A 26,780-nucleotide genomic window follows, 5' to 3' on the forward strand; every position below is an offset into this window, starting at 1 on the left:
GCCCGCCATGCCCCGCGCCGACTTCTACCTGATCGCCAAGCCCCGGTTCGCCGGGCAGCCACTGCTGCTGGTGTGCGAACTGGCCAAGCGCGCCTACGCGACCAACCAGTTCACCCTGGTGCTGGCGCGCGACGCGGCCCAGGCCGAGGAACTGGACGACCTGCTGTGGTCGTTCGAGCCGGACGCCTACATCCCGCACCAGATCGCCGGCGACGAGGAGGACGAGCTGACCCCGGTCCTGATCGTCCCGCCGGAGATCGAGGCCCCGGCGCGCCCGCTGGTGATCAACCTGCGCGACGCCGCCTGGACCGCCGCCTGCGAACGCGTCCTGGAAGTGGTGCCCGCCGACCCCGCCGCCCGCGGCCCGCTGCGCGAGCGCTGGCGCCAGTACCAGGCCCTGGGTTACGACCTGAACAAACATGACATGTGAGGGGCCGTGATTCGGGATTCGTGATTGGTGATCCGAAAAGGCGACAGCAAAACCGCCTGCCACCCATCCCGGTCCGACGAAGCACTGCTCTTTCCAATGACGAATAACGAATCACCAATCACGGCCCTTATGTCCACTCTTCCCTCCGGCTACGAACCCAAGACCTTCGAATCGCGGCTTTACGCCGAATGGGAAGCCAGCGGCTGCTTCGCGCCGCGCGGCGAGGGCAAGCCGTACTCGATCCTGCTGCCGCCGCCCAACGTCACCGGCACCCTGCACATGGGCCATGCCTTCCAGCACACGCTGATGGACGCGCTGGTGCGCTTCCACCGCATGGACGGCTACGACGTGCTGTGGCAGATGGGCACCGACCATGCCGGCATCGCCACCGAGATGGTGGTCAGCCGCAACCTGGCGGCCGAGGGCAAGGGCGAGACCCGCGATTCGCTGGGCCGCGAAGGCTTCATCGCCAAGGTCTGGGAGTGGAAGGCCAGCTCCGGCGACACCATCGAGCGGCAGATGCGCCGCCTGGGCGCCTCCGGCGACTGGTCGCGCAGCACCTTCACCATGGACCCGCAGCCCTCGGCGGCGGTGGTCGAGGCCTTCGTGCGCTGGCACGAGGAAGGCCTGATCTACCGCGGCCAGCGCCTGGTCAACTGGGATCCGGTGCTGAAGACCGCGATCTCCGACCTGGAGGTGGAAAACGTCGAGGAGGACGGCTTCCTCTGGTCGATCCGCTACCCGCTGGCCGACGGCGCGAGCTACGAGTACGTCGAGCTCGACGCCGACGGCAACGAGGTCCTGCGCGAGACCCGCGACTACGTGGTCGTGGCCACCACCCGCCCGGAGACCATGCTGGGCGACACCGCGGTGATGATCCACCCGGAGGACCCGCGCTACCCGGGCCTGGTCGGCAAGGAAGTGGTGCTGCCGCTGACCGGCCGCCGCGTGCCGGTGATCGGCGACGAATACGTGGACCGCGCCTTCGGCACCGGCGTGGTCAAGGTCACCCCGGCGCACGACTTCAACGACTACCAGGTCGGCGTGCGCCACAAGCTGCCCCTGATCAACATCTTCACCCCCGAGGCCGCGGTCAACGACAACGCCCCGGAGAAGTACCGCGGCCTGGACCGCTACGAGGCACGCAAGGCCGTGCTGGCCGACCTGGAGGCCCAGGGCCTGCTGGTGGAGACCAGGCCGCACAAGCTGCAGGTGCCGCGCGGCGACCGCACCGGCCAGGTGATCGAGCCCTACCTCACCGACCAGTGGTTCGTGCGCATGGACGCGCTGGCCAGGCGCGGCCTGGAGCTGGTCGAGTCCGGCCAGGTGAAGTTCGTCCCGCCGAACTGGATCAACACCTACCGCCACTGGATGGAGAACATCCAGGACTGGTGCATCAGCCGCCAGCTGTGGTGGGGCCACCGCATCCCGGCCTGGTTCGACGAGGCCGGCAACTGCTACGTCGGCCGCAGCGAGGCCGAGGTGCGGCAGAAGCACGGCCTGGGCGCCGAGGTGGCCCTGCGCCAGGACCCGGACGTGCTGGAGACCTGGTTCTCCTCGCAGCTGTGGCCGTTCTCGACCATGGGCTGGCCGGACGAGAAGGCGATGGCCGAGCGCGGCTTCGACCGCTACCTGCCGTCCTCGGTGCTGGTCACCGGCTTCGACATCATCTTCTTCTGGGTGGCGCGCATGATCATGGCCACCGACCACTTCACCGGGAAGGTGCCGTTCCGCGACGTGTACATCACCGGCCTGATCCGCGACGCGCAGGGCCAGAAGATGTCCAAGTCCAAGGGCAACGTGCTCGACCCGCTGGACATCATCGACGGCATCTCGCTGGAGGACCTGGTCGCCAAGCGCACCCGCGGCCTGATGCAGCCCAAGCTGGCGGAGAAGATCGAGAAGGCCACGCGCAAGGAATTCCCGGAGGGCATCCCCGCCCACGGCGCCGACGCCTTGCGCTTCACCATCGCCGCGCTGGCCGGCCACGGCCGCGACATCAAGTTCGACCTCGGCCGCGCCGAGGGCTACAAGAACTTCTGCAACAAGCTGTGGAACGCCACCCGCTTCGCGCTGATGAACACCGACGGCGCCTCGTCCAGCGGCGTGCCGCAGCCGCAGACCGATGCCGAGAAGTGGATCCTGGCGCGCCTGGCCGCGGTCACCGCCGAGGCCCGCGCGCAGTTCGCTGCCTACCGCTTCGACCTGCTGGCGCAGGCGCTCTACGAGTTCGCCTGGAACGAGTTCTGCGACTGGTTCGTGGAGCTGGCCAAGCCGGCCCTGGGCGGCGACGACGCCGCGGCCGCGGCCAGCACCCGCCACACCCTGCTGTACGTGCTGGAGGCGCTGCTGCGCCTGCTGCACCCGCTGATCCCGTTCGTGACCGAGGAACTGTGGCGCCAGGTCGCCCCGCGCCTGGGCATCGCGGCGGCCACGGTGTCGCTGCGCCCGTACCCGGCCGAGGCCGACTTCGCCGGACAGGACTACGCCGCCGCCGAGGCCGACATCGAATGGCTCAAGGCCATGGTCTCCGGCCTGCGCCGCGTGCGCAGCGAGCTGGGCGTGTCGCCGGGCAAGCCGGTGCGCCTGCTGCTGGCCGACGGCGTGGACGCCGACCGCGCCCGCGTCGCCCGCTTCGACTCCCAGTTGCGCTTCCTGCTGCGGCTGGAGTCGATCGAATGGCTGGCGGCCGGCGCCGCCGCCCCGGCCGCCGCCGCGGCCGTGGTCGGCGAGCTGAAGCTGCTGGTGCCGCTGCAGGGCCTGGTCGACCTGGACGCCGAGCGCGCGCGCCTGGACAAGGAGATCGCGCGCATCTGCGCCGAGAAGGAGAAGAGCGAGGCCAAGCTGGCCCGCTTCAGCGAGAAGGTGCCGCCGGCGGTGGTCGAACAGGAGCGCCAGCGCCTGGCCGACTGGACCACCAAGCTCGCCGCCCTGACCGAGCAGCGCGCGCGGCTTTGAGGACAGCGGGGCGGCCAGTGGCCGCCCCGTTTGCTTGCCGGCCCGCGAGCCTGCCCTGCGTGGGGCGCATGTTTGCGCGCCACGGACATGCATGTGCCGCATCCCGCAGGCGTGATGCCTCCGCGGATGCGCTGCGCTTGCCGGGGCTAAGCGGCCTCCGCAGGACGGCGGAACAGGGACGGGAGCGGCGCCGTCAGAGCGGCGGCATCCGGGCGATGTCGCCGGAGACCAGCTCCATCGCCATCACCAGCGCGTCCTCGCGGCCATTGTGCGCCGGGTAGTAGCGCGGGCGGCGGCCGATCTCGTTGAAGCCCTCGCTCAGGTACAGGGCGATGGCCGGTGGATTGGACGGCCGCACTTCCAGGAACACCCGGTGCGCGCCGCGGTCGCGCGCCATTCTCAGCAGCGCGCGCAGCACGTAGCGGCCCAGCCCGCGCGACTGCCGCTCCGGCGCGGTGCACAGGTTCAGCACGTGGGCTTCGTCGGCGGCGATGCTCATCACCCCGTAGCCGGCCGGCTGGTCGTCCTGCAGCGCCAGCAGCGCCGGGTACCCGGCCAGCAGGCAGTCGCGGAAGATGCCGCGGGTCCACGGGAACGGATAGGCCCGCTTCTCGATCGCCATCACCGCGTCCAGGTCGCCCTCGCGCATGGCGCGCAGCCGCCACTGCGGCCGCGCGGTCTCGCGGTAGGCGGCGATGCTCACGCCGGCCTCCGCAGCGCGCGCAGCAGCGGCCACAGCTGGCGCTTGGCGGCCGGGTCGGCGCGCAGGCGCTCGCTGGGCCAGTCGGCCAGCAGGGCCTGCAGCCGCGGGTCGGTCGGCGGCAGCCCGGAAGCGCGCAGCACCGCCAGCTGCAGGCGGTCGGGCAGGCCCACCGGGCGGCGCATGCTGCCGGGACGCGGCATGGACGTGGCGGCCGCGGGCGCCGGGGCCGCCGCATCCGCCTCCGGTGCGGCCGGCGCGCGCCGGCGCGGCGGCGGCGCGATATCGCGGTCGGGATCGCGGCCGACCGGGGGCGCCGGGCGCGCCGGCGCCGGTGCCGTCGGCGGCGCCGGACGCTCCGGCGCGGCCACCCGGGCCTGCACCGGCTCCAGCCGTTCCTCCTCCTCCGTGCCGGCCACGCGCAGCACGCTGTAGCCCAGCGCCTGCAGCCACCAGCGCTGGCGTGGGCTCCACGGCGTGCCGGCCTGGGCCTGCATGTCAGGCCACCTCCTGCGACGGCCGGAAGCGCTGCCAGGCCCACATCGCCGGCCCGGACAGCGCGTACAGGATGCCCACTGCCAGCAGCGCGCGCGGCAGGTCGATCACCAGTACCGCGATCACCACCGGCACCACCAGCAACACCGCGAACGGCACCTTGTCCGCGCGCGCCCCGCCCTCGCCGCTGCCCTTGAAGCTCCAGTAGCGGATCTGGCTGACCATCAGCAGGGCCGCGCACAGGGTCACGCCCAGCGCGACGTAGCGCAGCTCCTCGCCGCTCCAGCCCAGCTCGCCGTCGGCGAAGGCCCACACGAAGGACATCATCAGCCCCGCCGCCGCCGGGCTGGCCAGGCCGACGAAGAAGCGCTTGTCGACCACGCCCACCTGGGTGTTGAAGCGGGCCAGGCGCAACGCCGCGCAGGCCGCGTACAGGAAGGCGATGGCCCAGCCGACGCGGCCGGCGATGCCGCCGTCGAACTTCAGCGAGGACAGCGACCAGTGGTACATGACCAGGGCCGGGGCCAGGCCGAAGCTGACCAGGTCGGCCAGCGAGTCGTACTGCACGCCGAAGGCGCTGCTGGTGCCGGTCAGGCGCGCCACCCGGCCGTCGATGCCGTCGGCGATGGCGGCGACGAACACGGCGATGGCGGCCGCGGTGAACTGGCTGTTGGCCGCCGCGATGATCGCGTAGAAGCCCGCGAACAGGCCGCAGGTGGTGAACAGGTTGGGCAGCAGGTAGATGCCGCGGGAACGCGGCGGCGGGCGATCGAGATCCATGCCGCCAGTGTACGGGGCGGCCGCCCGGCTGCGAACCGGTCCCTTGCCACGCCCGGCGGTGGATGCTGCAATCGGGGCCTCACGAAGCCTGGGGAGCCTGTCCGATGCGCCTGCCGTCCCGCACCTGCCTGCTGCTCGCGGCCGCCGCCTGTGCCAGCGGCCCTGCCCTGGCCGGCAACATCTACAAGTGGAAGGACGCCAACGGCGTCACCCATTCCTCGGACCAGCCGCCGTCGGGGCAGCACTACGAGGTCCGGCGGGTCGCCGGCAGCGGCTATGCGGTGGAGTCCGAGCCCGCCGGGGAAGCACCGGAAAGCGCCACCTGCACCCAGGCCCGGCGCAACCTGGCCGCCTTCGACGACCCGCGCCCGGTGCAGCTGGACAGCGACGGCGACGGCAAGCCCGACCGCACCCTGACCGACGAGGAGCGGCAGTCGCACCGCGCGGTCGCCGAGGCCGCGGTCAAGGCCAACTGCCCGGCCTGACCGCCCGGCCCGCGACATGGCTGGCCGGCCTGGCCAGCTCCCGCCCAGGGGCCCGTCCACCGGCCCAATGCCGCGTTTCCCGTTGCCGGGCTCCGGACGCAGCCCCGGCGGCCCGGCCCATCGGTACCGGTCCGCCGCGAAGGCGGTCGCCAGCGCACGGGCCCCGGCTCGGCCTGGCCCTCCCGCGCCGCCAGGGCCGCAGCCCGGCGCGGCCGCGCTGCCCGGCCATGTCCGCCGCGCCCTCCCCGCCCCCCGCCAGCCACGCCATGGCCAGGCGCCGGTGCTGCCGCGACGGCGTGCGTCGCATCCCACCACCGCCTGGCCGCCCTGATCCCGGGACCGGGACTGCCATGCGGCCTGGCCACGTCGCCGGGCGATCCGTCCTGCCTGGGGCCGGCTGCCGGCCCGCGCTGCCCGCGGTGCTGGCAGAATGTCCGGTTTCCGCACCCCCATTCCGGCATTCCAATGCGCCTTTCCCGCTTCCACCTGCACACCACCAAGGAAACCCCGGCCGACGCCGAGCTGGTCAGCCACAAGCTGATGCTGCGCGCCGGCATGATCCGCAAGCTCGCCGCCGGCCTGTACACCTGGACCCCGCTGGGCCTGCGCGTGCTGCGCAAGGTCGAGGCGGTCGTGCGCGAAGAAATGGACCGCGCCGGCGCGGTGGAACTGCAGCTGCCGACCATCCAGCCGCGCGAGCTGTGGGAGGAAACCGGGCGCTGGGGGAAATTCGGCGGCCAGCTGCTGAAGATCAAGGACCGCAAGGAAGCCGAATACTGCTTCAGCCCGACCGCCGAGGAGGCAATCACCGACTTCGCCCGCCAGGAACTGAGCAGCTACAAGCAGCTGCCGGTGAACTTCTACCAGATCCACACCAAGTTCCGCGACGAGATCCGCCCGCGCTTCGGCGTGATGCGCGCGCGCGAGTTCCTGATGAAGGACGCCTATTCCTTCCACGTCTCCGACGAGGACCTGGCGCGCGAATACGAGAACATGAAGGCGGCCTACATCCGCATCTTCACCCGCCTGGGCCTGGAGTTCCGCGCGGTGCAGGCCGATTCGGGCGCGATCGGCGGTGACGCCTCGCAGGAATTCCACGTCCTGGCCGATTCGGGCGAGGACGCGCTGGCCTTCTCCACCGCCTCCGATTACGCCGCCAACGTGGAAACCGCGCAGGCCGCCGCCCCGGGGCCGCGCCCGGCCGCGGCCGAGGAAATGCGCAAGGTCGAAACCCCGGTCCAGAAAACCTGCGAGGACGTGGCCGCGCTGCTGGGAATCCCGCTGCAGCGCACGGTCAAGTCGGTGGCGTTTTTCGGCGAGCAGGGTTTTGTCCTGGCCCTCGTGCGCGGCGACCATTCGGTAAACGAAATCAAACTGGCCAAGGTTGACGGCGTGGGTGAATATCGCCCGGCCACCGAAGCGGAAATCCTCGAGCACCTGGGCAGCGAGCCGGGTTTCCTCGGCCCGGTGGGCGCGAAGAAGGCCATCCGCGTGGTTGCCGACCGCGAGGTCGCGGCGATGGCGGATTTCGTCGTCGGCGCCAACGAGCCCGGTTTCCACCTGGCCGGGGTGAACTGGGGCCGCGACCTGCCGGAGGCCGACGTGGTGGCGGACATCCGCAACGTGGTCGCCGGCGACCGCGCCGCCGACGGCGGCGAAATCCGCCTGGCGCGCGGCATCGAGGTCGGCCACGTGTTCCAGCTCGGCCGCAAGTATTCGCAGGCCATGGGTTTCACCGTGCTGGACGAAAACGGCAAGGCCGTGGTCCCGGCGATGGGCTGCTACGGCATCGGCGTTTCCCGCATCGTGGCCGCGGCGATCGAGCAGAACCACGACGAGGCCGGCATCGTCTGGCCGGTGCCGATGGCACCGTGGGCGGTGGCGATCTGCGTCATCAACCCGAAGAAGGACCCGCAGGTTGACGAGGCGGCCGAATCGCTGCTGCAGGAGCTGAAGGCAGCCGGCATCGACGCGGTGCTGGACGACCGCGGCCTGCGCCCGGGCCCGATGTTCGCCGACATGGAACTGATCGGCATCCCGCACCGCGTGGTGGTTTCCGCGCGCGGCCTGGAGGCCGGCACCTACGAATACCGCGCCCGCCGCGGCGGCGAGGCCGAGGCGCTGGACCGCGCGCAGCTGCTGCAGCGCCTGGCGGACTGAGCGCGCGTTTTCCCGGCGGTTATGGCGGCCCGATTATCCGGCGATAATCGGGCCGTTTTTTCTTGACGCACCGTTCATTGCCGGGTTTATTGCACTGGATTATCCTGCAGTCGATTGCCCAGGGATGGGCCTCCCATGATTGCCGGAGAATATGATGTCGATTGATCTGAGTACGCTGTCGCCCCGGGAACTGGGTTCCCTGATCGCCACCGCCAAGAAGCGCCAGGCCCTGCTGTCGAAGCGGGCCCCGATCGCCAAGGTCCGCAGCAAGCTGGTCAAACTGGCCAAGGCCGAGGGCTACACCATCGAGGAGCTGTTCGGCGCCCCGGGCGGCGGCCGCGCCAGCGCCGCGGCCGGCAGCGGCCGCGCCCGCAAGCTGGGCAAGGTGCCGCCGAAGTACCGCAACCCGGAAAACCCGAAGGAAACCTGGACCGGCCGCGGCAAGCAGCCGCGCTGGCTGGCGGCCTATGTCGCCCAGGGCCGCGATGTGGCCGAGTTCCTGATCCCGGGTGCAGCCGCCCCGACCCCGGCCAAGGCCGCCAAGGGCGCGCGCAAGCGGGTGGTCAAGAAGGCCCGCGGCAAGTAACCGCCCCCTACGTGGAAACGCCGGCCCGGGGGCCGGCGTTTCCTTTTGCGCCCGCACCGGCGGCTCAGAGGTTCTTGCGCGCCGGCAGCAGCAGGTTGCCGAACAGCAGGCCGGCGACCAGGGCCACCACGATGTTGAGCACCAGCAGCACCGCGTTCTGGCCGGCGTCCACGTCCTGCTGCTGGACCATGGTGAGCAGGCCGCGCAGGCTGGCGCTGCCGGGCACCAGCATGATGATGCCGGGCAGGCGGATCAGCGCGCCCGGACGCTGCGCCCAGCGGCCGAAGCCGTTGCCGGCGGCGGTCAGCACCAGCGCCGAGAGGAAGATGCCCACCGGGCTGCCCCATTCGTGGCCGCCGAAGCGCGAGATCAGGTAGCCGGTGATGGCCGCGCCCATGACCCAGGGGTAGTCGCGCGGGCTGGCCTTGAACAGCACCGCGAAGGCGAACGAGGCCACCGCCATCGACAGCCATTCCACGCTTTCCGGTTGCGGCCGCAGCGCCCGCACCTGCGGCTCCAGGCCAAGCACGTCCAGCAGGTTCACCGCCACCACCGCGCCCACGGTCAGCTTCAGCACCGTGGTCAGGGCGCCTGCGAAACGCACGGTGCCGGAGACCCAGTGCTGGCTGGACAGCTCGTTCATGGCGTTGGTGATCGCCATGCCGGGCAGCAGCGCCACCAGCGAGGCGATCACCACGGTATTGAGGTTCAGCGGCGCCACCAGGGCCGCGACCAGGCTGACCACCGCGCCGGCGGCCAGCGCCGACAGCGCCTCGCTGGCCTCGCGCAGCGCGGCGCGGCGGGCGCAGTACTGGTCGAGCAGGCCGATCATCAGCCCGGTGGCCGCGGCCACCGCGATGTCCAGCCACGGCAGCCGCCACAGCCCGGCCACGCCGGCCGCGGCCAAACCGTAGCCGAACACCTGCATGGCGCTGGCCAGGGCCGAGGGCGGCCGGTCCAGTGCGCGCAGCGCGGTATGGCCCTGGGTGATGGTCAGCTGGCCGCTGGCCACGGCCTCGGCGATGCGGTCGGCCTCGCACAGCTTGTGCAGGTCGTTCTCCCCGGGGGACAGGCGGATCACCCGGGTGGTGTCGGTGCTGCCCAGCGGCTTGCCGGGCTCGCTGAAGCTGAGGATCAGGCCGGTGGGGTTGGACCAGGCCTCGCACTCCAGGTCCAGGCGCTGCGACAGCGCGGTGATCGCCGCCTCCAGGCGCTGGGCGGTGGTGCCGTAGCGGTGCAGGCGCACCGCCATCTCGGCGACGAAGGCGATGCGCTGGGGATAGCTGGCCTGGGGCCGGGCGGGGACGTTGGACATCGCACTAGTATCGCGCCAGCGGCGGCGCAGCAGTCACCGCCTTGCCTGTATGCTGCGGCCGGACTATGGACCCGACCCCCCCGAACCCGCCCGGCTGGACCCTGGCCCCCGGCTCCGAGCAGGAGGCGCGCCTGGCCGGCGACTGGACGCTGGAACACGCCATGGAGCTGGCCGCGCGCCTGCGCGAGCTGCCCGAGGCGGTGACCGCGGTGGACGCCACCGGGATCGGGCGGATCGACTCGGCCGGGGTGATGCAGCTGATCCGCTTCGCGCGGCGCCGGCGCCTGCCGGAGGCGGCGGTGCGCTTCAGCACGGCGCACCTGCCGCTGGTGCAGGTGATCGAGGACGTGTCCGACGAGCGCCCGGTGCGCAAGCGCGACTACGGCTTCGCCGCCGCGCTGGAGCGCCTGGGCCGCGCCACCCACGCCGTCGGCCGCAACATCGTCGAGCTGCTGGGCTTCACCGGGGAGAACCTGGTCAAGCTGCTGCGCCTGCTGCGCCAGCCCCGGCGCTTCCGCCTCACCGCCACGGTGGCGCACATGGAACAGGTGGGCCTGGACGCGGTGCCGCTGGTGGCGCTGCTGTCCTACCTGGTCGGCGCGGTGATCGCATTTCTGGGCTCGACCATCCTGGCCGACTTCGGCGCCGAGATCTTCGTGGTCGAGCTGGTGTCGATCGCCTTCCTGCGCGAGTTCGCGGTGCTGCTCACCGCGATCGTGCTGGCCGGCCGCACCGCCTCGGCGTTCACCGCGCAGATCGGGGCGATGAAGGCGCGCGAGGAGATCGACGCGATCCGCACCCTGGGCCTGGACCCGATCGACCTGCTGGTGATCCCGCGCCTGGTCGCGCTGCTGGTGATGCTGCCCCTGCTGACCTTCGTGGCGATGATGGCCGGCCTGGCCGGCGGCGTGACCGTGGGCGCGTTCGACCTGGAGATCCCGCCGCAGATGTACCTGGCGCGGATGCACGAGACCCTGCAGCTGCGCCACTTCCTGGTCGGCCTGTCCAAGGCCCCGGTGTTCGCCATGGTGATAGGCCTGATCGGCTGCCTGGAAGGCATGCGCGTGCAGGGCACGGCGCAGTCGGTCGGCGAGCGCACCACCTCCAGCGTGGTGCAGACCATCTCGCTGGTGATCATCCTCGACGCGCTGGCGGCGCTCTGGTTCATGAACATGGATTGGTGAAAGGGCGGGATTGGTGAAAGGGCGGGATTGGTGATTCGTGATGGGTGATTCGACGAACGGTGATTGGTGATTCGTGATGGGTGATCCGAAAAAGCCAGAAGCAGGCCGCCGGGTTTCCGGAGAGAATGCTTTTGCTTTTGCTTTGACGAATGACGAATCACGAATCACGAGCGACCAGCCCGCGGACGCGGATGGCGGCGAGGCGGCCATCCGCGTCCGCGGGCTGGTCAACCGATTCGGATCCCAGACCGTCCACGACGGCCTCGACCTCGACGTGCGCCGCGGGGAGATCATCGGCATCGTGGGCGGCTCGGGCACCGGCAAGTCGGTGCTGATGCGCAGCATCCTCGGGCTGCAGCGGCCGACCGACGGCAGCATCGAGGTACTGGGCGCGGACGCGCGCTCGGACGATCCGCGCCAGCGCCAGCACATCCAGCGCCATACCGGGGTGCTGTTCCAGGACGGCGCGTTGTTTTCCTCGCTGACCGTGGGCGAGAACGTGGAGGTGCCGCTGCGCGAGCACCACCCGGAGCTGCCGGAGACCTGGCGCCGCGAGCTGGCGCTGCTGAAGGTCAAGCTCGCCGGACTGCCCGCCGACGCCGCGTCCAAGCTGCCGGCGCAGCTGTCCGGCGGCATGCGCAAGCGCGCCGGGCTGGCCCGGGCGCTGGCGCTGGACCCGCCGCTGCTGTTCCTGGACGAGCCCACCGCCGGCCTCGACCCGATCGGCGCCGCCGCCTTCGACCACCTGCTGCGCACCCTGCAGCAGGCCCTGGGCCTGACCGTGTTCCTCATCACCCACGACCTGGACACCCTGTACGCTATCTGCGACCGGGTGGCGGTGCTGGCCGACCGCAAGGTCGTGATCAACGCCCCGCTGGAGGAAGTCGAGCGCTTCGACCATCCCTGGGTGCAGGAATACTTCCACGGCCCGCGCGCCCGCGCCGCGCGCGGCCAGCGCAATCCCCCGCGCCAGGAGGCGGACTGAGATGGAAACCCGCGCCAACTACGTGCTGATCGGCGCCTTCACCATCGTGGTGTCGGTGGCCCTGCTGCTGTTCGGGCTGTGGGCGGCCAAGTACTCGTCCGAACGCAGCTGGCAGCGCTACATGATCGTGTTCGACGAGGCGGTGACCGGCCTGTCGGTGGGCAGCAGCGTGCAGTACAACGGCATCTCGGTCGGTTCGATCGACAAGTTGTCGCTGGACCCGCAGGACCCGCGCCGGGTGGTGGCGATCATCCGCGCCGACGCCAACGTGCCGGTCAAGACCGACACCCGCGCCAAGCTCGCCATCACCAGCCTCACCGGCCCCGCCATCATCCAGCTGTCCGGCGGCTCGCCCGGGGCGCCGCTGCTGACCGCGGTGGACACCCGCGACACTCCCCAGATCCAGACCTCGCCCTCGGCGCTGCAGAACATCACCGACACCGCCAACCGCATCGTCGAGCGCCTGGACCAGGTGCTCAGCGACCAGAACGTGGCCCACATCGGCCGCACCCTGGAGAACATCGAGCGCATCAGCGCCAGCATGGCGGCCAAGGACGAAGGCATGGAGGCGCTGCTTGCCACCGCGCGCGACGCCGCGCGCAGCCTCGACCAGACCCTGCAGAACACCAATGCCACCGTGCAGCGGGTGGACCAGAACCTGGTGCGGGAGCTGCCGGCGCTGATCAGCCGCCTGGACTCGACCCTGGCGCGGCTGGATTCGGCAGCGGGCAACGCCGACGCGATCCTTGGCGAGAACCGCGCCGCGATCAACAGCTTCGCCAACGACGGCCTGGCCCAGCTGGGCCCGACCCTGACCGAGCTGCGCGCGCTGATCCGCGACCTGCGCCAGATCAGCGACCGCCTCGAGAACAACCCGGCGCGCTTCCTGCTCGGCCGCGACGGAGCCAAGGAGTTCGAACCGCAATGACGCCCGTTCCCTTCCCCACGCCCGCCGCGCCCGCGCGCCGGCTCGCCTTCCTGGTCCTGGCCGCGACGCTGGCCGGCTGCTCGCTGGTCGGCAAGCCCGGCGACCCGGTGACCATCTACGCCCCCGAGGCCGCGGCCACGCCGGATCCCTCCTGGCCGAGGGTGGACTGGCAGCTGGCCATCGCCCGCCCGTCCGCCCCGCGCCTGCTGGACTCGCCGCGCATCGGCGTGCGCCCGGTCCCGGGCGAGCTGCAGGTGTACAAGGGCGCGGTCTGGGTGCAGCCGCCGACCGACATGCTGGAGGCTACGGTGCTGCGCGTGCTGGAGGACTCCGGCAAGATCGACGCGGTCGGCCGCGTGGCCACCGGCCTGCGCGCGAACTACCGGCTGGCGCTGGACATCCGCCGCTTCGAGGCCGACTACCGCGGCGGCGACCGCCCGGCGGCGGTGATCGAGGTGGTGGCCAAGCTGATGCACAACACCGACCAGCGCGTGGTCGCCAGCCAGACCTTCACCCAGGTGCAGCCGTCCCCGGCCACCGACATCGGCAGCGTGGCCGCGGCCTTCGACCAGGCCCTGGCCAAGGTCGGCCGCCAGGTCGCCGGCTGGACCCTGGCCGCAGGCCAGGCCGACGCCGCCAGCCGCCCCGCGCCCTGAGCGCGCGGCCCGTCCCCTGCAGCAAGCCAGACCCGCAAGCTCCCGGCTCCACCGCCCCCCCAACACTGGCGCCGCGCGCCCCGGATGAGCACCATGTCGGACCCTGCCTGCCCCGTCTGCCGTGCCGGCACCAGCACGCCCTTCGCCACGATCGATGGCTTCGGCTACTTCGAATGCGGCGCCTGCGGCAGCCTGCACATCGACCCGCAGGTACTGGCGGCGATCGACGCCGGGGAGCAGCCGCTGGGCGCCTACGCCGACAGGTACTGGAAGCAGGAACGCAAGGCGGCGCAGGAACGCGCTGCCGGTTCCTCGCTGTGCTGCGCCGGCGAGGCCATCCTCTACTGCCGGCGCCCGGTGGAACGCTTCCTCGACGTGGGCACCGGCCCGGGGTACCTGCTCGAGCGCCTGCAGGCCCTGCTCGACCCGGAGGCGCGCATCTTCCACGGCGTGGAGAAGTTCCCGCCGGCCTACGCGGTGGACTGCCCGAACTTCGACGTCGGCGATGTCGCCGGCCTGGATGGCAGCTTCGACGCCGGCACCTGCATCGAGGTCATCGAGCACCTGACCCCGGCGGTCCTGGACCACATCGCGCGGGCGCTGCGCCGGCTGAGCCGCAAGGGCTCGCTGTGGCTGCTCAACTCGGGCATGCCCGAATACGTCAAGCACGAGGACCCGGGTTACCTGGACCCGACCCGCCGCGGCCACATCGTCAGCTACTCGATCCGCGGGCTGGAGGCGATCTTCGCGCCGCACGGGTTCCGGATCAGCCCGCTGCCGGGCAAGAGCTACGCCAGCATCGCCGAATTCGACCCGGATCCGGCCCCGGAGGACTTCAGCGAGCGCATCTACCGTCCGCTGCCGGAGAACGACGCGCTGCTGGCGCGCTGCGGCCTGCTGCGCCAGGCAACGATCCAGAGCGCGCGCGCGTCCTACTACTTCGGCGGCTACCTGGAGCGCACCCGCTGGGCGCTGTCGCTGGACCGCGAGCTGGCGGAACTGCGCGACCAGCACGCCCGCCAGCTGCGGGAACTGGCGCAGCAGTACGAGCACGAACTGGCCGAACTCAGGGCGCAGCTGCCGCAGGCGGCGGACGCCGGGGATGCGGCTGCACCTGGCGGAAGGTCAGGTTGATGCGCGCGCCCACCGGCCGCGCGGTGCGCGGCAGGGCATGCTTCCAGTGGCGCTGGGTGGACCCGCCCATCAGCAGCAGGCTGCCGGGCTCCAGTTGAAGCGCCAGCTTGCGCGCCGGATCGTCGCGCCGGCGCAGCACGAAGCGGCGCGGCGCGCCCAGGCTCAGCGAGGCGATCAGCGGCTGCGGGCCCAGTTCCAACTCGTCGTCGCTGTGCCAGCCCATGGCGTCGCGGCCGTCGCGGTAAAGGTTGGCCAGTACACTGTTGAAGCGCGCGCCCAGCTCGTCCTGCAGGCGCCTGCGCAGTGCCGCCAGTTCCGCGTTCCAGGGATGCGGCACGAAGCGGCTGCCGGAATAGCGGTAGACCGCCTGCGGGTCGCCGATCCAGCAGCTCAGCCGCGGCGAATCCACCTCGCGGCCGAAGATCCGGATCCGGTGCACCTCCCACGGCAGCCCGTCCAGCAGGCGCTGCATGAGGTCGGCGGCCGCCGCCGGCGGCAGCCAGCCGCGGGCCAGTTCCAGCCGGGCGTCGGGGAGCTCGAAGCGCTGCCATTGCATGCCCGCCACGCTAGCAGGTGCGGCCCCTGGCGCGCAGGGATTTGCCCCGCCGTCCGCGAAACCCGAGAATGCCGGGCCAGCCAGAACAGCCAGCCGGAGCCGTGATGACGGAAACCACCGCCCCAACGCCCACGCCCGAGGTGGAACGCGACGTGATGGAGTACGACGTCGTCACCGTCGGCGCCGGTCCGTCCGGCCTGGCGTTCGCCATCCGCCTCAAGCAGCTCAACCCGGAGCTGTCGGTGTGCGTGATCGAGAAGGCCAGCACGGTCGGCGCCCACATCCTGTCCGGCGCGGTGATCGAGCCGGGCCCGCTGGACGCCCTGCTGCCGGGCTGGCGCGACAACCCGCCGCCGGTGTGCGTGCCGGCCACCGGGGACGAATTCTGGCTGCTGACCAAGGATGGCGGCACGAAGCTGCCCGTCGTGCCGCCGGGCATGCGCAACCACGGCAACTTCATCGTTTCCCTGGGCGCGATGTGCGCCTGGCTGGCGCCGCAGGCCGAGGCCCTGGGCGTGGAGATCTACGCCGGCTTCGCCGCCGCCGAGACCCTGCATGCCGAGGACGGCACCGTGCTGGGCGTGCGCATCGGCGACATGGGCGTGGCCAAGGACGGCTCGCTCAAGCCCGGCTACACCCCCGGCATCGACATCCGCGCCAAGGTCACGGTGCTGGCCGAGGGCGCGCGCGGCCACCTGACCAAGCGCCTCATCAAGCGCTTCGGCCTGGACGCGGACAGCGACCCGCAGAGCTACTCGATCGGCATCAAGGAACTGTGGCAGCTGCCGGAAGGCCGCACCAGCCCGGGCAAGATCGTGCACAGCTTCGGCTGGCCGGCGGACAACGACACCTACGGCGGCAGCTTCCTGTACCACCTGGAGAACAACCAGGTGGCGATCGGCTACGTCAGCGGCCTGGACTACAAGGATCCGGAGTACCGCCCGTGGGAGGCCTTCCAGCAGTGGAAGAACCACCCCCACGTCAAGCCGCTGCTGGAAGGCGGCAGCATCCTCTCCGCCGGCGCCCGCGCCATCGTCACCGGCGGCTACCAGGCCCTGCCCAAGGTGGAGATGCCTGGCGCGCTGCTGGTCGGCGACACCGCCGGCCTGCTCAACGTGCCCAAGGTCAAGGGCACCCACCAGGCGATCCGCAGCGGCATGCTCGCCGCCGAGCACCTGGCCGCCAGCGGCCTGGACCCGGCCGGCTTCGACGCAAAGCTGCGCGCCTCGGAGGTGGTGTCCGAGCTGAAGAAGGTCCGCAACATCAAGCCCGGCTTCAAGAAGGGCCTGTGGCTGGGCATGGCCAACGCCGCCTGGGAGACCGCCACCGGCGGCGCCTCGCCGTGGACGCTCAAGGGCTCGCCGGACTGGTCCTCGCTGCAGAAGCTGGGCCAGTACCAGGCCCCGGACCGCGGCTGGGTGGAGCGCACCCTGCCCCCGCGCGACCGCCTGCAGGCGGTGTACTACGCCGCCACCGAGCACGACGAGGACCAGCCGGTGCACCTGAAGGTGGCCGACACCTCGATCTGCGTGGAGCGCTGCACGGTCGAGTACGGCAACCCCTGCACCCGCTTCTGCCCGGCCGGCGTGTACGAGATGGTCGAGGACGAAGCCGGCAGGCGCCTGCAGATCAACGCCGCCAACTGCGTGCACTGCAAGACCTGCGACATCAAGGACCCGTACGAGATCATCACCTGGGTCACGCCCGAGGGCGGCTCCGGGCCGAACTACCAGAACCTCTAGGCCCGCCCGCGACCCGCACCGCGGAAACCCGTTAGGATCGCCCCCACTGCCTGGAGTGGGGGGAACGACCTTGCGGTTCTGTTTTCCGGACTGGGAAAGTCGCCACGGCGACCAGGATGCGCTGGCGCAGGCCTGGCTGGCCTCGCAGGAATTCGCCGCGCGCGGACCCGATGGCCTGGCCACCGAATGCGTCCTGTGCGGGACGCAGGCGCGGCTGAAGCTGCATGGCGATCCGGCCTCACCCGACTTCAGGGAAGGCCTGGTGTGCACCGGCTGCGGGCTCAACACCCGGCTGCGCGCCTCGCTGAAGCTGCTGCGTGAGCAGCTGGCCCGCTGGCAGCCGGCGCCGGCGCCGCTGCCGGACCTGCTGGCGAGGCTGGGCCTGCGGCCACGCCTGCCGCGGGTCTACGTCACCGAGCAGGCCACCGCCACCTTCGTCTGGATGCAGCGCCACCTGCAGGCCGAGCTCCACGGCGGCGAGTTCGAGCCCGACTGGCGGCGGCGCCGCGGCCTGACCCACGCGCTGCGGCGGATGGGCGGACGCGGCAGGGTCGTGTTCCGCGACCTGACCGCGCTGGATTTCGCCGATGCCTCGCTCGACGGCGTGGCCAGCTTCGACGTGCTCGAGCACGTGCCCGACTACCAGGCCGCCATCGGCGAAATGTACCGCGTGCTCCGGCCCGGCGGCGCCTGCGTGGCCACCTTTCCGTTCACCGACCAGCCCACGACCCTGGTCCGGGCGCGCCTCGCCGCCGACGGCGGGATCGAACACCTCGAGCCGCCCGAGTACCACGGCGACCCGATCAGCGGCGGCATCCTCTGCTACTACCACTTCGGCTGGGACGTGCTCGACCGCTTCCGCGAGGCCGGCTTCAGCCAGGCCTGCATGGCCATGCCGTACTCGCTCGAGCACGGCCTGCCCTACGGGATGTGGACCCTGATGGCGATCCGCTGACCGCCTGTGCGGCGGTCAGGCGGCGATCGGAACCCCGGTCTTCGCGCGCAGCTCGTCGAGGCCGACGCCCGGCGCGGTTTCCACCAGCTTCAGCCCGTCCGGGGTGACGTCGAACACGCCCAGGTCGGTGATGATGCGGTGGACCACGCCCACGCCGGTCAGCGGCAGGGTGCACTCGGGCAGGATCTTGTGCTCGCCGTTCTTCGCGGTGTGCTCCATCAGCACCACCACGCGCTTCACCCCGGCCACCAGGTCCATGGCCCCGCCCATGCCCTTGACCATCTTACCCGGCACCATCCAGTTGGCCAGGTCGCCCTTGTCGGTGACCTGCATGGCGCCGAGGATGGCCAGGTCGATGTGGCCGCCGCGGATCATGGCGAAGGAATCGTGGCTGCCGAAGTAGCTGGCGCCCGGGCGCGCGGTCACGGTCTGCTTGCCGGCGTTGATCAGGTCCGGGTCGACCTCGTCCTCGGTCGGGAACGGGCCGATGCCCAGCAGGCCGTTCTCCGACTGCAGCCACACGTCCACGCCCTCGGGGATGTGGTTGGCGACCAGGGTCGGCAGGCCGATGCCCAGGTTCACGTAGGCGCCGTCCTCCAGCTCCAGGGCGGCGCGGCGCGCCATTTCGTCGCGGGTCCAGGCCATCACTTGCCTCCCTGCTGGCGCACGGTGCGCTGCTCGATGCGCTTCTCCGGCGCGGGGTTGTGGACGATGCGGTCGACGTAGATGCCCGGCAGGTGGACCTGGTCCGGGTCGATCGCGCCGACCTCGACGACCTCCTCCACCTCGGCAACGCAGACCTTGCCGGCCATGGCACAGGCCGGGTTGAAGTTGCGCGCGGTCTTGCGGAACACCAGGTTGCCGGCCGTGTCGGCCTTCCACGCCTTGACCAGGGCCACGTCGGCCACCAGCGCGGTCTCCAGCACGTAGTGCTTGCCGTTGAACTCGCGCGTCTCCTTGCCCTCGGCCACCACGGTGCCGTAGCCGGTGGCGGTGTAGAACGCCGGGATCCCGGCGCCGCCGGCGCGCAGGCGCTCGGCCAGGGTGCCCTGCGGGTTGAACTCCAGTTCCAGCTCGCCGGCCAGGAACTGGCGCTCGAATTCCTTGTTCTCGCCCACGTAGGACGAAATCATCTTGCGGATCTGCCGGGTCTCCAGCAGCAGGCCCAGGCCGAAGCCGTCCACGCCGGCGTTGTTGGAGATCACGGTCAGGTCCTTCACCCCCGAATCGCGCAGGGCCGCGATCAGTGCCTCGGGGATGCCGCACAGGCCGAAGCCGCCGACCGCCAGCGTCTGCCCGTCGGCCACCAGGTCGGCCAACGCGGCGTGCGCGTCGGCCATCAGCTTGCTGCGGGATGTCCGGTTGCCCATCTGAGTCCTCGCCAATGCCGGGATGGGGCCATTCTAGTGGGTCCGCCGGGCGTTTCGGCCGTCCCTTGCCGCGACGCCGGCGCCGCGGCGGGTAGAATCGGGAGAACGTCCCCCGTGCAAAGGAATGACCCATGACGCTCCCCGCTTTCAAGGCCTACGACATCCGTGGGCGCGTTCCGGACGAACTGGACGAGGACCTGGCCCGCAGGATCGGCGTGGCCCTCTCCGACCAGCTGCGCCCCGGCCCGGTGGTCCTGGGCCATGACGTGCGCCTGAGCAGCCCGGCGCTGCAGGCGGCGCTGTCGGCCGGCCTGCGCAGCAAGGGCCGCGAGGTGATCGACATCGGCCTGTGCGGCACCGAGGAGGTGTACTTCCAGGTCGACCACCTCGACGCGGCCGGCGGCGTGATGGTGACCGCCAGCCACAACCCGATGGACTACAACGGAATGAAACTGGTGCGCGAGAATGCGCGCCCGATCTCCTCCGACACCGGCCTGTTCGCCATCTCCGACGCCGCCGAGGCCGATACCGCCCCGCCCGCACCCCCGGCTGCCGGCGAGCGCGCGCTGACCGACAAGACCGCCTACATCCAGCACCTGCTGGGCTACGTGGACGTGTCCACGCTCAAGCCGCTGAAGCTGGTGGTCAACGCCGGCAACGGCGGCGCCGGCGCGATCATCGACCTGCTGGCCCCGCACCTGCCGCTGCAGTTCGTGCGCATCAACCACGAACCGGACGGCAGCTTCCCCAACGGCATCCCCAACCCGCTGCTGCCGGAGAACCGCCAGGCCACCATCGACGCGGTGCGCGAGCACGGCGCCGACTTCGGCATCGCCTGGGACGGCGACTTCGACCGCTGCTTCTTCTTCGACGAGCAGGGCCGCTTCATCGAGGGCTACTACCTGGTCGGCCTGCTGGCCCAGGCGATCCTGGCCAAGCACCCCGGCGGCAAGGTCGTGCACGACCCGCGCCTGGTCTGGAACACCGTCGAGCAGGTGCAGGAAGCCGGCGGCGTACCGGTGCTGTGCAAGAGCGGCCACGCCTTCATCAAGGAGAAGATGCGCGCCGAGGACTGCGTGTATGGCGGCGAGATGAGCGCGCACCACTATTTCCGCGAGTTCGCCTATGCCGACTCGGGCATGATCCCCTGGCTGCTGATCGCCAGCCTGGTCTCCACCAGCGGGCGCAGCCTGGGCGACCTGGTCGAGGCGCGCGTGCGCAAGTTCCCGTGCAGCGGCGAGATCAACTTCCGCGTGGCCGACGCCGAGGCGGCGGTGGCGCGGGTGATGGACCACTTCGCCGCGCAGTCGCCGGCGCTGGACCACACCGACGGCATCAGCGCCGACTTCGGCGACTGGCGCTTCAACCTGCGCAGTTCCAACACCGAGCCGCTGCTGCGGCTGAACGTCGAGGCCCGCGGCGACGAGGCGCTGCTGCGCGCGCGCACCGAGGAAATCTCGCGGCTGCTCTCGGCCTGACCTGGAAGCCCATGAACGACCTGCTCCCCGTCCTGTTGTCCGGCGGCTCCGGCACGCGGCTGTGGCCGCTGTCGCGGGAGTCCTATCCCAAGCAGTTCCTGCCGTTGCACGGGGAGCTGACCATGCTCCAGGAGACCTGGCGCCGGGTGGCCCCGCTGGCCACCCGCGCGCCGCTGGTGGTGGCCAACGAGGCGCACCGCTTCGTCGCCGCCGAGCAGCTGCACCAGGTCGGCGCGGTGCCGCAGGCGATCCTGCTGGAGCCGGCCGGCCGCAACACCGCCCCGGCGATCGCCGTGGCCGCGCTGGAGGCCGGCGCCGGCGGCGAGGATCCGGTGCTGCTGGTGCTGCCCTCCGACCACGTGGTGCGCGACCCCGAGGCCTTCCGCCGCGCGGTGCTCGAGGCCCTGCCGGCGGCCGAGGCCGGGCGCCTGGTCACCTTCGGCATCGTCCCCACCGGCCCGGAGACCGGCTACGGCTACATCCGCGCCACCGCCGGCGAGGGCGTGCGCGCGGTGGAGCAGTTCGTGGAGAAGCCGGACCTGGCCACCGCGGAAGGCTACGTCGCCTCCGGCGCGTACTACTGGAACAGCGGCATGTTCCTGTTCCGCGCCTCGCGCTACCTGGCCGAGCTGGAGCGGTTCAACCCGCAGATGCTGGCGGCGGTGCGCAAGGCCTGGGCCGGCGCGCGCCGCGACGCCGACTTCGTGCGCCTGGACGCGGCGGCCTTCGCCGAGGTGCCCTCGGACTCGATCGACTACGCGGTGATGGAGAAGACCGACCACGCCTCGCTGGTGCCGCTGGACGCCGGCTGGAGCGACGTCGGCTCCTGGACCGCGCTGCGCGAGGTGTCCGAGCGCGACGCCGACGGCAACGCCCACCACGGCGACGTGATCGCGATCGACTGCCGCAACACCTTCGCCTACGGTGAACGCCTGATCGCCCTGGTCGGGCTGGACGACGTGGTGGTGGTGGAAACCGCCGACGCGGTGCTGGTCGGGCGCGGCGACCGCATGCAGGAGGTCAAGGAAGTGGTGGCGCGGATCCGCGCCGAGGATCGCCCGGAGGCCACTTGGCACCGCAAGGTCTACCGTCCCTGGGGCGCGTACGACTCGATCGACAGCGGCCAGCGCTTCCAGGTCAAGCGGATCACGGTCAAGCCCGGCGCCAGCCTGAGCCTGCAGATGCACCACCACCGCGCCGAGCACTGGGTGGTGGTCAGCGGCACCGCCGAGGTCACCCGCGGCGACGAGGTGATCCTGCTGACCGAGAACCAGAGCACCTACATCCCGCTGGGCGTGACCCACCGCCTGCGCAATCCCGGCAAGCTGCCTCTGGAGCTGATCGAGGTCCAGTCCGGCAGCTACCTGGGCGAGGACGACATCGTCCGCTTCGAGGACACCTACGGCCGCACCTGAGCGGCCGCGGGCAGCGCCGGCACGTTCCCGTGCCGGCCGTCAGGCCGCCGGAGCGGCGGCGCGTTCGGCCGCCAGTGCGGCGATCACCGGGCGCAGCGCGTCGCGCCAGTGCGGCAGCGCCACCGCGAAGTCGCGCCGCAGCGCGGTGGTATCCAGGCACGAGTAGGCCGGGCGCCGCGCCGGGGTCGGGAACTCGGCGGTGGTGATCGCCTGCACCCGCGGCGCGCGCGGCAGCAGGCCCGCTTCCACCGCTTCGGCGAAGATCGCCTCGGCAAAGCCATGCCAGCTGGTCTGGCCATCGGCCACCAGGTGCAAGGTGCCGCTGGTGCCGGTATCGTCCAGCGCCCGGCGCAGGGCCACCGCGGTGACCTCGGCGATCAGCGCCGCCGGGGTCGGCGTGCCGACCTGGTCGGCCACCACCCGCAGCTCGTCGCGCTCGGCGCCCAGGCGCAGCATGGTGCGCAGGAAGTTGTGGCTGTGCGCGGCGTAAACCCACGCGGTGCGGAACACCAGGTGGCGGCCGCCGGCGGCGCGGATCGCCTGCTCGCCGGCCAGCTTGCTGGCCCCGTACACGCCCAGCGGCGCGGTCGGGTCATCCTCGCGGTAGGGGCTGCTGCCCTGCCCGTCGAACACGTAGTCGGTGGAGTAATGCACCAGCGGGATGCCGGCCGCGGCGCAGGCCTGGGCCAGCACGCCGGGCGCCTCGCCGTTGATGCGGAACGCGGCCTCCGGCTCGGACTCGGCCCTGTCCACCGCGGTGTAGGCCGCAGCGTTGATGACCGCGTCGGGCGCGACCTCGCGCACCACTTCGGCCAGGCGCCCAGGGCTATCCAGGTCGGCGGCGATGGCCTGGCCGCCATCGTGCAGGCGGCCGTCGCGGGTGGTGGCGACGACCTCGCCCAGCGGCGCCAGGCTGCGGCGCAGCTCGCGCCCCAGCTGGCCGTTGCCGCCGACCAGCAGCAGCCGGGTCATGGCGCGTACACCGGCAGGCGGTCCTCGGGGATCCCGGCCAGGAACGGCGCGCTGCTGTCCTTGGCCGACAGCACCGGCTCGGCGATGGGCCAGTCCACGCCGATGTCGCCGTCGTTCCAGCGCACCCCGGCGTCGGACTCCTTCACGTACACGTCGGTGCACAGGTAGCTGAAGATCGCGTGCTCGGACAGCACCGCGAAGCCGTGGGCGAAGCCCTCCGGGATCCAGAACTGGCGCCGGTTCTGCGCACTGAGCACCACCGCTTCCCAGCGGCCGAAGGTCGGCGAGCCGCGGCGGATGTCCACCGCCACGTCGTAGACCTCGCCTTCCAGCACGCTCACCAGCTTGCCCTGCGGCCGCGGCCACTGGTAATGCAGGCCGCGCAGCACGCCGCGGGTGGAGGTGGACACGTTGCTCTGCACGAACCGGGTCGGCAGGCCGTGCTGGGCGAAGCGCTCGGCGTTCCAGGTCTCGAAGAACACCCCGCGGGCGTCGCCGAACACCGCCGGCTCGATCACCACGCAGCCCGGCAGGGCGGTCTCGATCACCTTCATCGCACCACCCCGCGCTTGAGCAGGGCCAGCAGGTACTGGCCGTAGCCGTTCTTGGCCAGCGGCTGCGCCAGCTTCTCCAACTGCGCCGCGTCGATCCAGCCGTTGCCGTAGGCGATCTCCTCCGGGCAGCACACCTGCAGGCCCTGGCGGTCCTGGATGGTCTGGATGAAGTTGGAGGCATCGTGCAGCGACTGGTGGGTGCCGGTGTCCAGCCAGGCGTAGCCGCGGCCCAGCTGCTCCAGGTACAGCGCGCCCTCGTCCAGGTAGCGCTTGTTGAGGTCGGTGATCTCCAGCTCGCCGCGGGCCGAGGGCTTGAGCTCGGCGGCGTAGTCGGCGGCCTTGCCGTCGTAGAAGTACAGGCCGGTGACGGCGTAGTTGGAGCGCGGGTTGGCCGGCTTCTCCTCGATGCCCACCACCTTGCCGCTGGCGTCGAACTCGGCCACGCCGTAGCGCTGCGGGTCGTTGACCCAGTAGCCGAACACGGTGGCGCCCTCGGTGCGCGCGTTGGCGCGGGCCAGGGTCGCGGTCAGGCCGTGGCCGTGGAAGATGTTGTCGCCCAGCACCAGGCAGCTGGGCTGGCCGGCGACGAAGTCGCGGCCGATCAGGTAGGCCTGGGCCAGGCCGTCGGGGCTGGGCTGGACCGCGTAGCGGATGTCCATGCCCCACTGCGAGCCGTCGCCCAGCAGGTTCTGGAACAGGGCCTGCTCGTGCGGCGTGTTGATGACCAGCACCTCGCGGATGCCGGCCAACATCAGCACGCTGAGCGGGTAGTAGATCATCGGCTTGTCGTACACCGGCAGCAGCTGCTTGCTGACGCCCTTGGTGATCGGATACAGCCGCGTGCCGGAGCCGCCGGCCAGGATGATGCCCTTGCGTTGCGTCATGGTTCTGTCCCGTGCGGCTTCAGGCCGCGGTGCCGATGCGTTCGAGGCGGTAGCTGCCGTCCAGCACCCGCCGCACCCAGTCCTGGTGCGCCAGGTACCAGTCCACGGTCGCGGCAATGCCCTGTTCGAAGCTGTACTTCGGCTCCCAGCCCAGCTCGTTCTTGAGCTTGGACGCATCGATCGCGTAGCGGCGGTCGTGGCCGGGGCGGTCGGTGGCGGGGGGGATCAGGACCTCGTGCGGCTGCCCGTCCGGGCGCGGCCGGCGCTGGTCGAGCAGGCGGCAGATGGTGCGCACCACCTCGATGTTCTCGCGCTCGGCGTTGCCGCCGACGTTGTAGGTCTCGCCCACCCGGCCCTTGGCCAGCACCGTGCGGATCGCCTCGCAGTGGTCGGCCACGTACAGCCAGTCGCGCACCTGCTTGCCGTCGCCGTACACCGGCAGCGACTCCCCGGCCAGCGCGCGCTGGATCACCAGCGGGATCAGCTTCTCCGGGAAGTGGTACGGGCCGTAGTTGTTGGAGCAGTTGGTGGTGAGCGTGGGCAGGCCGTAGGTGTGGTGGAAGGCGCGCACCAGGTGGTCGGAGGCGGCCTTGGACGCCGAGTACGGCGAGTTGGGCGCGTACGGGGTGGTCTCGGTGAACTTGCCGGTCGCGCCGAGGGTGCCGTAGACCTCGTCGGTGGACACGTGCAGGAAGCGGAACGCGGCCTTCGCCTCGTCTTCCAGGCCCTTCCAGTAGTCGCGCACCGCCTCCAGCAGGGCCAGGGTGCCGACCACGTTGGTCTGGACGAAGGCCGCCGGCCCGTCGATGGAGCGGTCCACGTGGCTCTCGGCGGCGAAGTTGAGCACCGCGTCGGGGCGGTGCTCGGCCAGCAGGCGCGCCACCAGCTCGCGGTCGCCGATGTCGCCATGGACGAACACGTGGTCCGGATTGCCCTGCAGCGAGGCCAGGGTGTCGAGGTTGCCGGCGTAGGTCAGCGCGTCCAGGTTGACCACCCGCACCCCGCGGGCCACGGCCTCCAGGACGAAATTGCCGCCGATGAAACCGGCACCGCCGGTGACGAGCCAAGTGGCCAAGCCGATTCTCCTGTTCATTGGCGCTTTTCGCGCCCGAGCCGGCAAGCATACCGATGCCCCTTGAATCGGAGCTGTTCAGGTGGATCGGAGCGGGCCGCCCGGCCACCATACGTGATCGCATGGTGGCCCCGGGCCCGGTAGAATCGGTGACTCCGCCCCGGATTGGCCGCCGCGAACCGGGCCGTTCCCGTTCCAGCTCAAGGATTCCGCAAACGATGAAGATCCTCGTCGCCTACAAGCGCGTGGTGGACTACAACGTCCGCATCCAGGTCAAGCCGGACGGCTCCGGCGTGGTGACCGAGGGCGTCAAGCTCTCGCCCAACCCGTTCGACGAGATCGCGCTCGAGGAGGCCCTGCGCCTGCGCGACAAGGGCATCGCCACCGAGGTGGTGGTGGCCACGATCGCTCCGGCCGACGCCCAGGCGCACCTGCGCAACGGCCTGGCGATGGGCGCCAACCGCGCCATCCACGTGGTCACCGACCAGCCGGTGCAGCCGCTGGCGGCCGCCCGCACCCTGCTGAAGCTGGTGGAGAAGGAGCAGCCGGACCTGGTGATCCTGGGCAAGCAGGCGATCGACGACGACGCCAACCAGACCGGCCAGATGCTGGCCACCCTGTGGGGCCGCCCGCAGGCCACCTTCGCCAGCAAGCTGGAAGTGGCCGATGGCAAGGCCACGGTGACCCGCGAGGTCGACGCCGGCCTGGAGACCCTGGAAGTGGACCTGCCGGCGGTGGTGACCACCGACCTGCGCCTGAACGAACCGCGCTTCATCAAGCTGCCGGACATCATGAAGGCCAAGAGCAAGCCGCTGGAGACCCTGCAGCTGGCCGACCTCGGCGTGGACGCCGGCCCGGAGCTGAAGACCACCGCCTACGCCCCGCCGCCCAAGCGCAGCCGCGGCGTGATGGTCAAGGACGCGGCCGAACTGGTCGCCACGCTCAAGGCCAAGGGCCTGCTCTGATCCTCCCGGCCGCGCCGGGCG

Annotated in this window: 26 protein-coding genes; 15 read left to right on the forward strand and 11 right to left on the reverse strand. The window is 71.3% G+C overall.

Annotation, left to right across the window (positions count from 1 at the left end; translation table 11 throughout):
* The first annotated feature begins 7 nt into the window (after positions 1-7).
* Both B351_RS0113405 and B351_RS0113410 read left to right on the forward strand, forming a co-directional pair.
* Positions 8-430 (forward strand): DNA polymerase III subunit chi, encoded by a 423-nt coding sequence (locus B351_RS0113405; RefSeq protein WP_019399549.1) that lies wholly within the window; start codon positions 8-10, stop codon positions 428-430.
* A 129-nt stretch (positions 431-559) separates the two neighbouring features.
* Positions 560-3,388, forward strand: a complete 2,829-nt coding sequence (locus B351_RS0113410) for a valine--tRNA ligase (protein ID WP_019399550.1) — start codon at positions 560-562, stop codon at positions 3,386-3,388.
* Between the two features lie 193 nt (positions 3,389-3,581).
* Here B351_RS0113410 and rimI read toward each other — a convergent pair whose 3' ends face one another.
* The 3 genes from rimI to pssA are packed head-to-tail and all read right to left on the reverse strand — an operon-like array spanning position 3,582 to position 5,363.
* Positions 3,582-4,037, reverse strand: a complete 456-nt coding sequence (gene rimI, locus B351_RS0113415; protein WP_050992224.1) for a ribosomal protein S18-alanine N-acetyltransferase — start codon at positions 4,035-4,037, stop codon at positions 3,582-3,584.
* A 50-nt stretch (positions 4,038-4,087) separates the two neighbouring features.
* Positions 4,088-4,585: a hypothetical protein gene (locus B351_RS0113420; protein ID WP_019399552.1), complete on the reverse strand. Its 498-nt coding sequence runs from the start codon at positions 4,583-4,585 to the stop codon at positions 4,088-4,090.
* 1 nt (position 4,586) lies between these two features.
* A complete protein-coding gene (pssA, locus tag B351_RS0113425; RefSeq protein ID WP_019399553.1) occupies positions 4,587-5,363 on the reverse strand; it encodes a CDP-diacylglycerol--serine O-phosphatidyltransferase in 777 nt (258 codons plus the stop codon).
* Positions 5,364-5,467: 104 nt separating this feature from the next.
* On the opposite strand from pssA, the gene B351_RS0113430 reads away from it, so the two are divergent.
* From B351_RS0113430 to B351_RS0113440, 3 genes are all read left to right on the forward strand, one after another.
* Positions 5,468-5,848 carry a DUF4124 domain-containing protein gene (locus B351_RS0113430; RefSeq protein ID WP_019399554.1) on the forward strand — a complete coding sequence of 127 codons (381 nt, stop codon included), beginning with the start codon at positions 5,468-5,470 and terminating at the stop codon, positions 5,846-5,848.
* Between the two features lie 465 nt (positions 5,849-6,313).
* On the forward strand, positions 6,314-8,008 hold the full coding sequence (locus B351_RS0113435) for a proline--tRNA ligase (RefSeq protein ID WP_019399555.1): 1,695 nt from the start codon (positions 6,314-6,316) through the stop codon (positions 8,006-8,008).
* A gap of 154 nt (positions 8,009-8,162) precedes the next feature.
* A complete protein-coding gene (locus B351_RS0113440; RefSeq protein ID WP_026010717.1) occupies positions 8,163-8,594 on the forward strand; it encodes an H-NS family nucleoid-associated regulatory protein in 432 nt (143 codons plus the stop codon).
* Between the two features lie 64 nt (positions 8,595-8,658).
* Here B351_RS0113440 and B351_RS0113445 read toward each other — a convergent pair whose 3' ends face one another.
* Positions 8,659-9,909, reverse strand: coding sequence for a threonine/serine exporter ThrE family protein (locus B351_RS0113445; RefSeq protein ID WP_019399557.1), 1,251 nt, complete (start codon positions 9,907-9,909; stop codon positions 8,659-8,661).
* 65 nt (positions 9,910-9,974) lie between these two features.
* On the opposite strand from B351_RS0113445, the gene B351_RS0113450 reads away from it, so the two are divergent.
* The 5 genes from B351_RS0113450 to B351_RS0113470 all read left to right on the forward strand — a co-directional run bounded on the left by B351_RS0113450 (position 9,975) and on the right by B351_RS0113470 (position 14,796).
* A complete protein-coding gene (locus tag B351_RS0113450; RefSeq protein WP_019399558.1) occupies positions 9,975-11,093 on the forward strand; it encodes an ABC transporter permease in 1,119 nt (372 codons plus the stop codon).
* Positions 11,094-11,235: 142 nt separating this feature from the next.
* Positions 11,236-12,078 carry an ABC transporter ATP-binding protein gene (locus B351_RS16845; RefSeq protein WP_019399559.1) on the forward strand — a complete coding sequence of 281 codons (843 nt, stop codon included), beginning with the start codon at positions 11,236-11,238 and terminating at the stop codon, positions 12,076-12,078.
* 1 nt (position 12,079) lies between these two features.
* Positions 12,080-13,006, forward strand: a complete 927-nt coding sequence (locus B351_RS0113460; protein ID WP_019399560.1) for an MlaD family protein — start codon at positions 12,080-12,082, stop codon at positions 13,004-13,006.
* A complete protein-coding gene (locus B351_RS0113465) occupies positions 13,003-13,662 on the forward strand; it encodes an ABC-type transport auxiliary lipoprotein family protein (protein ID WP_019399561.1) in 660 nt (219 codons plus the stop codon). The genes B351_RS0113460 and B351_RS0113465 overlap by 4 nt, the downstream gene beginning before the upstream one ends.
* A gap of 93 nt (positions 13,663-13,755) precedes the next feature.
* Positions 13,756-14,796: a bifunctional 2-polyprenyl-6-hydroxyphenol methylase/3-demethylubiquinol 3-O-methyltransferase UbiG gene (locus B351_RS0113470; protein ID WP_156810472.1), complete on the forward strand. Its 1,041-nt coding sequence runs from the start codon at positions 13,756-13,758 to the stop codon at positions 14,794-14,796.
* Here B351_RS0113470 and B351_RS0113475 read toward each other — a convergent pair.
* Positions 14,729-15,352, reverse strand: coding sequence for an alpha-ketoglutarate-dependent dioxygenase AlkB (locus tag B351_RS0113475; RefSeq protein WP_039731652.1), 624 nt, complete (start codon positions 15,350-15,352; stop codon positions 14,729-14,731). The genes B351_RS0113470 and B351_RS0113475 overlap by 68 nt on opposite strands.
* 104 nt (positions 15,353-15,456) lie before the next feature.
* Between B351_RS0113475 and B351_RS0113480 the strand changes: the two genes are divergently transcribed.
* Positions 15,457-17,094 (forward strand): electron transfer flavoprotein-ubiquinone oxidoreductase, encoded by a 1,638-nt coding sequence (locus B351_RS0113480; RefSeq protein ID WP_019399564.1) that lies wholly within the window; start codon positions 15,457-15,459, stop codon positions 17,092-17,094.
* Positions 17,095-17,164: 70 nt separating this feature from the next.
* The gene (locus B351_RS17165) at positions 17,165-18,049 is read left to right on the forward strand and encodes a class I SAM-dependent methyltransferase (protein ID WP_019399565.1); all 885 of its coding nucleotides are present in this window, start codon (positions 17,165-17,167) and stop codon (positions 18,047-18,049) included.
* A 15-nt stretch (positions 18,050-18,064) separates the two neighbouring features.
* On the opposite strand, the gene B351_RS0113490 is transcribed toward B351_RS17165, so the two are convergent.
* Complete coding sequence (locus B351_RS0113490) at positions 18,065-18,694, reverse strand: CoA transferase subunit B (RefSeq protein ID WP_019399566.1); 630 nt, start codon at positions 18,692-18,694, stop codon at positions 18,065-18,067.
* Positions 18,694-19,419, reverse strand: coding sequence for a CoA transferase subunit A (locus B351_RS0113495; protein WP_019399567.1), 726 nt, complete (start codon positions 19,417-19,419; stop codon positions 18,694-18,696). The genes B351_RS0113490 and B351_RS0113495 overlap by 1 nt, the downstream gene beginning before the upstream one ends.
* 131 nt (positions 19,420-19,550) lie before the next feature.
* Between B351_RS0113495 and B351_RS0113500 the strand changes: the two genes are divergently transcribed.
* Positions 19,551-20,897, forward strand: a complete 1,347-nt coding sequence (locus B351_RS0113500) for a phosphomannomutase/phosphoglucomutase (RefSeq protein ID WP_019399568.1) — start codon at positions 19,551-19,553, stop codon at positions 20,895-20,897.
* An 11-nt stretch (positions 20,898-20,908) separates the two neighbouring features.
* Positions 20,909-22,312: a mannose-1-phosphate guanylyltransferase/mannose-6-phosphate isomerase gene (locus tag B351_RS0113505; protein ID WP_019399569.1), complete on the forward strand. Its 1,404-nt coding sequence runs from the start codon at positions 20,909-20,911 to the stop codon at positions 22,310-22,312.
* A 39-nt stretch (positions 22,313-22,351) separates the two neighbouring features.
* Here the strand turns inward: B351_RS0113505 and rfbD are convergent, their stop codons facing one another.
* From rfbD to rfbB, 4 genes are read right to left on the reverse strand one after another with little or no spacing between them, the layout of a single operon-like run.
* Positions 22,352-23,284: a dTDP-4-dehydrorhamnose reductase gene (gene rfbD, locus B351_RS0113510; RefSeq protein ID WP_019399570.1), complete on the reverse strand. Its 933-nt coding sequence runs from the start codon at positions 23,282-23,284 to the stop codon at positions 22,352-22,354.
* Complete coding sequence (rfbC, locus tag B351_RS0113515; RefSeq protein WP_019399571.1) at positions 23,281-23,838, reverse strand: dTDP-4-dehydrorhamnose 3,5-epimerase; 558 nt, start codon at positions 23,836-23,838, stop codon at positions 23,281-23,283. Before rfbC ends, rfbD begins: the two co-directional genes overlap by 4 nt.
* Positions 23,835-24,722: a glucose-1-phosphate thymidylyltransferase RfbA gene (gene rfbA / locus B351_RS0113520; RefSeq protein ID WP_019399572.1), complete on the reverse strand. Its 888-nt coding sequence runs from the start codon at positions 24,720-24,722 to the stop codon at positions 23,835-23,837. The genes rfbC and rfbA overlap by 4 nt, the downstream gene beginning before the upstream one ends.
* A 19-nt stretch (positions 24,723-24,741) precedes the next feature.
* Positions 24,742-25,797: a dTDP-glucose 4,6-dehydratase gene (gene rfbB, locus B351_RS0113525; protein WP_019399573.1), complete on the reverse strand. Its 1,056-nt coding sequence runs from the start codon at positions 25,795-25,797 to the stop codon at positions 24,742-24,744.
* A 215-nt stretch (positions 25,798-26,012) separates the two neighbouring features.
* Here rfbB and B351_RS0113530 point away from each other — a divergent pair, with 215 nt between their 5' ends.
* The gene (locus B351_RS0113530; RefSeq protein ID WP_019399574.1) at positions 26,013-26,759 is read left to right on the forward strand and encodes an electron transfer flavoprotein subunit beta/FixA family protein; all 747 of its coding nucleotides are present in this window, start codon (positions 26,013-26,015) and stop codon (positions 26,757-26,759) included.
* The last annotated feature ends 21 nt before the right edge of the window (positions 26,760-26,780 follow it).

Origin of the sequence: Pseudoxanthomonas sp. GW2, assembly GCF_000283075.1 — a bacterium.
In the GTDB taxonomy this organism is placed as follows: domain Bacteria; phylum Pseudomonadota; class Gammaproteobacteria; order Xanthomonadales; family Xanthomonadaceae; genus Pseudoxanthomonas.